Here is a 9,624-nt window from a genome sequence, read left to right as displayed (position 1 = left end):
CCGCCCCCCCTGCCGTACTCGACCCGCAGGTCGCGTACGTCCAGCAGGGGCGCGGTCATCGAGTGCTCCGTTCTTCGATGGCGTGACCGAGGCGATGCGCCGACAGGACGACCGCCACGATGACCAGGCCGGGCAGCGTCGTCATCCACCAGGCGGTGGCCAGGTAGTTCCTGCCCTCGGAGATCAACGATCCCCACTCCGGGGTGGGCGGCACCGCGCCGAAGCCGAGGAAGCTCAGCGACGACACAGCGAGCACGGCCATGCCGAACTCCACCGCCGCGAGCGCGACGACGGGGGCGTACGAGTTGCGCAGCACGTGCCGGCGCAGGACTCTGTGCCAGCGGGCACCGCATGCGAACGCCGCCTCGACGTACAGGGCGCGGCGCACGCGCAGGACCTCCGACCGCATCACGCGGGCGAAGTTCGCGACGAGCCCGACGCCGACCGCGATCGCCACGTTCATGGTGCCGAATCCGAGCGCGGTGACGAGCGCCAGGGACAGCAACAGGGCGGGGATGGACAGCAGAACATCGACGGCCCGCATGAGTAGCCCGTCGACCGCTCCGCCGACCGCGCCGGAGAGCAACCCGACGAGCGAGCCGACGACGAGAGCGATTCCGACGGCGACGAGCGTCGCGGTCAGGGACAGGCCCGCACCGTGCACGACCCGGGTGTACACGTCGCGCCCGATGTTGTCGGTGCCGAACCAGTGCGCCGCGGACGGCCCCTGCAACTTGTCGGCCGGGACGCCCTGCAGCGGATCACCGGACGCGAAGACCGAGGGGAACAGGGCGAAGCCGACGGCGAGGAGCAGCACGGTCGTCGAGACCACGAGAACCCCGTAGCGGCGCAGGGCGCTCGTCGCTCCCCGGAGCCGGGACGGTCCGTGTGGCCCGGCCGCGGCCTGCGCGGATGCGGCGACCGGTTCCCGGATCAGGACGTCAGACATGAGCCTTCCTCTCCTCCTCCACCGCGAAGCCGGTGAGTTCGGTGGTCACCTCGGCGGGCGTCGGATGCGAGGGCGAACCGCCGCCGCGACGGCCGTCGGCGATGCGTGGATCGATGAGCGGATAGACCAGGTCCACCGCGAGGTTGACGAGCACGAAGATCACCGCACTGAAGACCACGATGCCCTGGACGACGGGAATATCCTGCGCCAGAACCGAAGTCTGGGTCAGACGACCGACACCGGCGCGGGAGAACACCGTCTCGACGACCACGGACCCCGCCAACAGGTTGCCGACTGTCACCCCGGCGATAGTGAATGCGGGGATGCTGGACAGCCGCAGTGTGTGCCGGGTCTGGATGCGCCACCGGGACGCGCCCTTGGCGCGAGCTGCTTCGACGAACGGTTGCCGCCATGTGGTCTGCAGGCTGGCGGCGAGGACCTGCGCGATCACCGCACCGGTGGGGAGCGCGAGGGTGATCGCGGGCAGCACCAGATGCTCGATGCCCTGGTCGCCGAATGCCGGAAGCAGCTTCATCCGGAACGAGAAGAGCTGGAGCAGAAGCAGTCCCACCCAGAAGGTCGGAACCGCGACACCGAGCGGCGGCAGCGAGAACAGCGTGCTGCGCAGCCACCGGGCGCGCGTGTACGTGGCGACGAACGCGATCGAGGTGCCGAGGAGCACGGCGAGCGCCAGGGCGACCGCGGCCAGGGCCAGGGTGCTGGGTACGGCGGCGGCGATCGCGTCGGTCACGGGTTGTCCCGTGACGATCGAGATGCCGAAGTCACCCCGGACGGCGTTGCTCAGCGCAGTAAGGTACTGCCCCGACAACGGACGGTCGAGCCCGTACCGCTCCTGCAGTTGCGCGACAGCGGCCGCATCCACCGGTGTGCCGCTGCCGGCGCCGTCGACCGCGATGCTCACCGGGTCGGACGGCAGCAGGTACAGCACGCCGAACGAGACGGTGAACGCCGCCCACAGCACCAACAGCGCCTGCACGAGCCGGGAACCGAGATACCGGGCCATGGTCTACTCGCTCAGCCAGGTGTCGAAGAACTGCAACCGGGCGGAGGCCTCGAACTTCAGGTCCTGCACCGCCCCCGCCGCACCGATGGCCTGGGACAGCTCCACGGTCGGCAGCCACAGGCCGTTGTCGAGGACGAGCTGCTGTGCCTGCTCGATCAGCTCGCCGCGTTCGGCCGGGTCGGTGGTGCGCAGCTGCGCGGACAGGACCTCGTCCAGCGCCGGGATCGGGCCGCGGTTGTTGAGGTTGCGCCCGTCGAGTCCGAACGTGGTGCGCAGGATGTCGCCGTCGGCGCGCGTGCTGTTGTAGTAGGTGGCGTCGAAGTCCTTCGTGCCCTGCCGGGCAGTGGCTTCCGGGGTGGAGACCAGGTCGAGCTGCAGGTCGATACCGACCTCGCGCAGCTGCTGCTGCACGAGCTCGAGGATCGCCTGGTTGCCGGCGAACACCGAACTGAACAGCACCGAGAAGGACAGGCGGTTGCCGTCCTTGACGCGGATGCCGTCCGGGCCGGGAACCCAGCCGGCGGCGTCGAGGATCGACTTCGACTTCGCCGGGTCGTAGGTGACGTCGTCGAGTGCGGCGTAGCCGGGGGTGCGGGAGGCGAGGGTACTGGTCGCGGGCCGGAAATCGGGGCCGAGGACGGTGTCGACGAGTTCCTGGCGGTCGAGGGCCGGCACGATCGCAGCGCGCACCGCCGGATCGGTCAGGACGCCACGGGTGACGTTCGGCTGGAAACCGAACGGGACACCCGGGTTCGGCGTGGTGAGGATCCGTCCGCCGCTGCCTTCGATCTGGGAAGCGTCCTGCGGCAGCGCATCGCTGATCGCGTCGAGCTGGCCGGATGCGAGGCTGCCGGTGCGTACACCGGACTCCGGGACGATCGTGAACTCGATGCGATCGAGGTAGGCCTCGCCGTCGTGCGCGAAAACGTCGGATCCCCACGAGTATCCAGTGCGCTTGACCAGCGTGGCGGACTTGTCCTGCTGGTAGTCCTCGTAGACGAAGGGACCGGTGCCGGACAGGTCGCCGGCGCAGCGTTCCTCCGCGGACTTCGCGACGTCCCTGTCGGACAGGAAGCCGAGTTGCAGCGTCGACGACGCCTGCAGGAACTGCGCGTTCGGTCCGGCGAAGGACACCTGGGCGGTGAGCGGATCGAGCACCGTGGTGCCGGTGTACCCCGACAGGTAGCTCGCCGCCAGCGCTGCCTTGGCGCCGGTGAGGGTCTGGACGATCGCGTCGAAGTTCTTCTTCACCGACTCCGCGGTGAACGGGGTGCCGTCACTGAATGTCACGCCGTCCTTCAGCCGGAACGTGAACGCCGAGGCGTCCCCGTTCACCTCCCAGCTTTCGGCGAGCCACGGCTTCAGTTCACCGGTCCCGGGGTCCTGATCGGTGAGCGAGTCGACGATCTGACGGGCGACGTAGATGGTCTGGTTGCTGCCGGCCTGCGCGGGATCGGCACACGTGGGGGCCTGGGACAGGCCGTAGCGCAGGGTGCCGCCGGGCTGCGGGGTGCCGCCACCGGAGGAGGTGCCCGCCGTGTCGGCGCCGCACGCGGCGAGCCCACCGGTGAGGATTGCGGCGGTGGCGCCCGCGACGGCGCGACGTCGGGCGGCAGAGGTGAACGGAACAGGCACCGGGGAACTCCATGATCTCGTGAGGCGCCGATGGCACCGCGCTTCGCGATGCCACCGGCCGGGCAGACGGTTGTAGTTCTTCGACTGGGTTGCGCCGCTCAGGCGCGACAGGATCGGGGGCGACAGATGCCCGAGCACTGACGGCACAGGTCGACGTGCAGGCGCGCCCACGCGCCCACGAACCCCTCGCCTGCCATGCCTTCTCCTCCATCGTTCCCGGCGGTAGCACCCTCACCTGCGGCAGGGGGTTGCTGCGACGTCGTCGAGCCGGGTCTCTCGGTCGCTCTGGATGGTTCCCGGTGACCGTACGCGTTGCGAACGAGTTCGGAGAACCCTTTCGCTCACCGTGATCGAAACCCGGCGCCGGCACGACGGCGCCGGTCGGCGAGCGCACAGAGCAGCGACACCGCGAGCATGGCGGCGCACACCGCGAGGCCGGCCGACGCGGCACCGGCGAAGTCGTCCCCGTCCGTCGCCAGCGCCGACAGATACAGGCCGGACACCGCGGCGAGGGCGACCGTCGCGGACAACCGCTGTGACAGTTGCAGGAACCCGGCCGCGACACCGTGACCGCCCGCCGGGGACGACTCGAGCGTCAGCGCCCGGTTGGGTGCATCCACGAATCCACCCGAGAGGCCCGACAGAGCGGCCAGCGCCACGAACACCGGCATCGTGGCGTCGTGCCGCACAGCGGCGGCGTAGCCACCGACGACGGCGATCTCGGCCGCCACCGCCACGACGACCGTCACCCGGCCGTATCGCGCGACGACCCGCCACCCCACGGCCGAGGCGACGGCCATCGCCGCGGCGGCGGCGGACAGCACGGCGGCGGCCTGGACCGCGGCATAGCCGCGCCCCTCGATGAGGTACAGGCTCACGACGGTGTTCAGGGACAGCACCGCACCGAACCAGAACAGTGCGACCAAGGTGCCGAGGATGTATCCGCCGGATCCGGTCAGTTCGGGAAGCAGCACGGGCTTGCCGCCGCGCACGGCGACACGGCGTTCCCACCATAGGAAGGTGGCGAGTGAGACCGCCGCTCCCCCGACGGCGAACACCGCACCCACCGGACCCGGTTCGGAGACCACGGGCACCATCACCAGCGTCGTGGCCGCCGCGAGCAGCGCGAGGCCCCCGGCATCGACCCCGCTGCGGGCCGACGGTCGTCCCCGATCCGGGGGCAGGCGGCGGGCCGCGAGCACGAGTGTGACGAGTGCGCACGGCACGTTGAGAATCAGCAGAACACGCCACCCGTAGTCCCCGGGTGCAGCGCCGAGCACCAGCCCACCGACGAGTGGACCGCACAGCCCGGCGAGGCCTCCGGCCGTGCTGTAGGCGGCCAGGGCCCGGGCGCGCGCCGGGCCGGTGTAGTTCTCGGCCAGGATCCCGAGCACCTGCGCGCTGATCAGGCCCGCCCCGACCCCCTGACCGGCCCGTGCGGCGACGACCGTCCAGGGGTCGGACGCGACAGCTCCGCACACCCCCATGACCGCGAAGAGGGTCATGCCCGCGAGGAACAGCCGCCGCCGGCCGGCCACATCGCCGAGCCGGCCTGCCGGGACCAGCGCAAGACCGAAGCTCAGCGAGTATGCGGCCAGGATCCACTGCACCTGCGAAACGCCCGCGTCGAGACCGGTCCGCAAGGCGGGAAGGCCGATGTTCAGCACCGACGAATCGAGCAGGGTGGTGAAGCCGGCGGCCGCACAGACCGGCACCACTGACGTCGTCTGCCGGGGCGTCTGCGCCCGATCGGTGAGTGTCACGCGGGAGGTGGGTTAACCGCCGACCGCCACCGGATCGGCCGGCACCCGCAGCCCGAGGTTGTGCCGCAGCGTGGTTCCGGTGTACTCGACGCGGAGGACACCACGGTCCTGCAGCAGGGGCACCACCTCGTCGACGAAATCGTCGAGCCCCCAAGGCACGAGGTGCGAACCGAGGATGAACCCGTCCGAGCCGTCGTTCTGCACGAAGGCGTCGATCTGCTCGGCGATCCGTGCCGCGGTACCGACGAGGGGTCCGCGCTCGAACTGGTCGATCACGACCTCTCGCAGCGTCAGCTTCTTCTCCTCCGCGATCGCGCGGAGCCGTGCGACGGTCTCGAACCGGTCCTGGTGGACGAACGCCCGTCCCTGGATGATCGGCTCGGCGTCGGGGTCGGGATCGATGTCCGGCAGCGGGCCCTCCGGATCGTATTCGGACAGATCCCGATTCCAGATCTGCTCGAGCAGGATCAGGGCGGTCTGCCCGGTGACCTGCTGGTTACGGATCTCGTGGTACTTCTCGACGGCCTCGGCCTCGGTGTCACCGATCACGAAGCTCGCCGACGGCAGGATCTTGATGTCGTCGGCGGAGCGGCCGGCAGCGATCGCCCGGGCCTTGACATCTCGGTAGAACTCCGTGGCCTCGGGCAGCTTCCCGTACGGGGAGAAGATGGCGTCGGCGTTCGCGGCAGCGAAGTCCCGGCCCTGCGGGGACACCCCGGCCTGGAGGATCACCGGGCGTCCCTGGAGGCTGCGCGGAACCGTGAACCTGCCGTGCACGTCGAAGTGGTTGCCGTGGTGTTCGAAGGCGCCGGCGTCGGGTCGACGCAGGAACCGGCCGCCGGCCTTGTCGGCGACGATGTCGTCGCTACGCCACGAATTCCAGAGTTGACGGATGAGCGTCAGGTTCTCCTCCGCGCGCTCGTACCGGTGGGAGCGATCCAGGAAGCCGCCGCGGCGGAAGTTGCGCCCCGTGAAGGCATCGAAGGAGGTGACCACGTTCCACGCGGCCCGGCCGCCGGAGAGGTGATCGAGAGAGGCGATCTGCCGAGCCAGCTCGTACGGCTCGTTGAAGGTCGCGTTGATGGTGGCGGCCAGGCCGAGGTGGTCCGTGACGGCGGCCAGCGACGCGAGGACCGTGAAGGTGTCGGGCCGGCCGATGATGTCCTGATCGAAGATCCGGCCCGCGCGCTCGCGCAGCACGAGGCCCTCGGCGAGGAAGAAGAAGTCGAACTTGCCGCGCTCGGCGGTACGGGCGGTGTGCTCGAAGGTCGAGAACTCGATCTGGCTGCCCGCCCGGGGATCCCACCATGCGGTGTGGTGATTGACACCGCCGAGGTAGGCCCCGAGGATGACCTGCTTGCGTGTACTCATCGGTCGTGTCCTTCGGTTCCGGCCGTGGTGACGGCGTAGCGGTGGGGAATGTCGGTCGGCAGATCCAGAAGTCCGCGCAGGGACGTGTCGGGGTACTCGGAGCGGAACAACTCGCGCTGTTGCAGGATCGGGACGAGCACGTCGACGATGACGTCGAGGTCGTCGACTGCCACCCCGGGCCGGAGCCGGAAGCCGTCGATACCCTGTCGACGCCACTCACCGATCCGGTCGGCGAGTTCGGTCGCCGATCCGGTGAACACGAGTGCATCCGAGTCGAATGCGCTGCCCGCGAGTGCGTCGAGACGCCGGAGCCGCTCGGCGCCGCTCTCGCGCGGTGTGTCGAGGAAGACCACGAGGTCCGCGTACACCCGCAGCGGTTCACCGACACGCCCGACCCGCACCCCCGCCGCCGTGACCTCGTCGACGAGGTCACGCACGCGGCGGGTGTCCGACGGGGTGACGAACACCAGATCTGCCTGCCGCGAGGCCAGTTCGTACGGAAGGTCGCGGTGGGCCAGCAGTGCGACCACCGGCTGCCCCTGCGGCGGTCGGGGCGTGATCGACGGCCCTCGAACGTGGAAGAACCGGCCTTCGAAGTCGATGTAGTGCAGCTTGTCGCGGTCGATGAACCGTCGCGTCTTCACGTCGCGGAGCTCCGCGTCGTCCTCCCAGCTGTCCCACAGCCGCCGAACGACCTCGACGGCGTCGGCGGCCTCGTCGAACAGGTCGTGGACGAACTCGGGCAGGCGATTCTCGGCGAGCGCCTGCCGGTCGCGCTTGTCGAGTCCGGGGATGTCGCGCCGGCCGAAGTGTGCGGCCTCCTGCGCGGAGGAGGACACCTTGACCTGCCAGCCGGCGCGACCGTGCGATGTGTAGTCGAGGGTGGCCAGCGCCTTGGACACGTGGAACGGTTCGGTGTGCGTGGTGGTGATCGTCGGGATCAGCCCGATGTGCCGGGTCGACGGTGCAACCCGCGCGGCGATCAGGAGCGCATCGAGCCGGACCCGTACCCGGTCCACCGCGTCGGGGTCCTCGCTCGTGTACGGGTTCGCCGGTACGGCAAGGGAATCCTCGATCGTGACGAAGTCCAGCAGCCCGCGTTCCGCGGTGGTGACGAGATCGGCCCAGTACGTGGGTGAGGTCAATTCGTCGGGGCGTGAATTCTCTTCACGCCACGCGGCGGGATGCCAACCGGCGCCGTCGAGCGCGACGGCGAGGTGGACGGGTGTTGTCGAGGTCATCGGCGAGACTCCTGGTCGGTGTGCGGCGGGGATCGGTGGCGTCACAGGGGCGTCCGGCAGCAGGGCGCACCGGCAGCACCGCGGGCTCGCGATGCTGCCGGGCCTGGTGGGGGTCTTCGGGAGGATCGTGGCGGCGGAGAGTTCACACGAGAATCGGACGTCCGCCCCCGTCACGACGGCTGCGGACGTCCGATTCGTGCACTGCTTCGAGCCGCTCGGCGCGGTTCAGTCCGTCCGCAACCGGATCAGCACTTTCTCGAAGGGGTGCGGCCCGATCTCCTCGGCCGGTCGGCCGGGATCGAACAGGGCGGTGTATCCCGCGGCCAGGTACAGCGCGACTGCCTCGGGTTGACGCCACCCGGTGGTCAGGTAGATGCGGGCGTACCCCCTCCGGGCCGCCTCGGCCTCGAGTTCCTCCAGCACGAGTCTGCCGAGTCCGCGCCGCCGGTGCTTTTTCGACGTCCAAATGCGCTTGAGCTCAGCGGTGGTCGCGTCGTAGCGCCGGAACGCGCCACCGGCGACAGGTTCGTCGTCTTCGACGAGCACCAGCAACGTGCCGTCGGGTCCGGCGAACTCGTCGGCCGGGTGGGTGGTGAGGGTATGGATCTGCTCGTCGAGCGGACGTTCGTAGCGGGTGCTGTATTCGACGGCGAGTTCGGCGAGCAGCGGGGCGGCCAGCGGGTCGTCCTGCCGCACGGTGCAGACCTGGATGTGGCGGGCGGTGGTCACCGCGCGGTCACCGCCTCCCGGGTGCCGAACCGGAACGGCTCCGGTGCGACGGCCGTGCCCTCGACGAGACCTGCGATCAGCTCGCCGATCGCGGGGGCGAACTTGAAGCCGTGCCCGGAGAAGCCCGCGGCCACGACGACGGCGCCGATGCGGTCCACGACGAAGTTGCTGTCGGGTGTGCTGGTGTACAGGCAGGTGTCGGCCACGGCGCTGCCCGGGTCGACGCCGGGCAGCCACCGGGCGGCGTAGGCGGCGAGCCGCGCGAGGCCGGCGGGGTCGGCCCGGAAGGTTCTCGTCTCGGGCGTCACTTCGGGTCCGGTGCCGTGCTCGCCGATCTTGATGCCGTCCTCGGAGCCGAGCCCGTAGATGCCGGCTGTCGTGAGCAACGCGCCGGGGTGATGGACGAAGCTCGGCCAGTCGGGCCCCGTGACAGGAACGAAGTGCGCGGGCTGCTCCTGCGTGGTGCGCATCGCCGGGAGGAGGGGCGCCGGATCCGAAGCCCGGGTGAGCAACCGGTGCGACCACGCGCCGGCCGCGACGACGACGTGCCGGGCGCGCACCACCGCGTCCGGGGTGACCACGTCGACGCCGTGTCCGTGACTGTGCAGGCTTTCGACGACGGTCCCGTGCCGCACGTCGGCCCCGGCCTGCGCCGCGGCCTCCTGGAACGCGGCGACCGCGCGGTCGGCGTGCAGCCGTCCCGCCTCGGGATGATGCACGACGGTTGTGTCGAACCGTATTCCGGGCCAAAGACGTTCCGCGGCACGCGGCTCGAGGACCTCGTGCCGGACGCCGAGGGCGGCCAGCGACCGGGCACGTGCTTCGACGACGGCGGGCAGTCCGTGGTCGACCGCACCGGTGAGGGTCAGTACCTCCGTGCCCGTGGTGTCCTGCAGGTGCCGCCATAGCGGC

The 9,624-nt window shown here is 70.3% G+C and carries 8 protein-coding genes and 1 riboswitch; all 8 genes read right to left on the bottom strand.

The window, feature by feature from the left end; translation table 11 throughout:
* Positions 1–55: 55 nt before the first annotated feature.
* Entirely contained in the window at positions 56–949 is an 894-nt protein-coding gene (locus OEY_RS0112495) for an ABC transporter permease (protein WP_010594207.1), read from the bottom strand.
* Positions 942–1,973 carry an ABC transporter permease gene (locus tag OEY_RS0112490; protein WP_010594206.1) on the bottom strand — a complete coding sequence of 344 codons (1,032 nt, stop codon included), beginning with the start codon at positions 1,971–1,973 and terminating at the stop codon, positions 942–944. Before OEY_RS0112490 ends, OEY_RS0112495 begins: the two co-directional genes overlap by 8 nt.
* 3 nt (positions 1,974–1,976) lie before the next feature.
* On the bottom strand, positions 1,977–3,608 hold the full coding sequence (locus OEY_RS0112485; protein ID WP_010594205.1) for an ABC transporter substrate-binding protein: 1,632 nt from the start codon (positions 3,606–3,608) through the stop codon (positions 1,977–1,979).
* Between the two features lie 204 nt (positions 3,609–3,812).
* Positions 3,813–3,904, bottom strand: a riboswitch (SAM riboswitch).
* 45 nt (positions 3,905–3,949) lie between these two features.
* Positions 3,950–5,371, bottom strand: coding sequence for an MFS transporter (locus tag OEY_RS0112480; protein WP_029540019.1), 1,422 nt, complete (start codon positions 5,369–5,371; stop codon positions 3,950–3,952).
* A 12-nt stretch (positions 5,372–5,383) separates the two neighbouring features.
* Positions 5,384–6,742 (bottom strand): NtaA/DmoA family FMN-dependent monooxygenase, encoded by a 1,359-nt coding sequence (locus tag OEY_RS0112475; RefSeq protein ID WP_010594203.1) that lies wholly within the window; start codon positions 6,740–6,742, stop codon positions 5,384–5,386.
* On the bottom strand, positions 6,739–7,983 hold the full coding sequence (locus OEY_RS0112470; RefSeq protein WP_010594202.1) for an LLM class flavin-dependent oxidoreductase: 1,245 nt from the start codon (positions 7,981–7,983) through the stop codon (positions 6,739–6,741). The genes OEY_RS0112475 and OEY_RS0112470 overlap by 4 nt, the downstream gene beginning before the upstream one ends.
* A gap of 225 nt (positions 7,984–8,208) precedes the next feature.
* A complete protein-coding gene (locus tag OEY_RS0112465) occupies positions 8,209–8,712 on the bottom strand; it encodes a GNAT family N-acetyltransferase (protein WP_010594201.1) in 504 nt (167 codons plus the stop codon).
* The coding region (locus OEY_RS28390; protein ID WP_010594200.1) for an FAD-dependent oxidoreductase at positions 8,709–9,624 on the bottom strand (916 nt) is incomplete at its 5' end. The genes OEY_RS28390 and OEY_RS0112465, both read right to left, overlap by 4 nt.

Origin of the sequence: Rhodococcus sp. P14 (assembly GCF_000256505.1) — a bacterium.
In the GTDB taxonomy this organism is placed as follows: Bacteria; Actinomycetota; Actinomycetes; order Mycobacteriales; family Mycobacteriaceae; genus Rhodococcus; species Rhodococcus ruber.
Note: the sequence above shows the minus strand (reverse complement) of the source record. Positions and strands in the feature narration are given on the sequence as shown.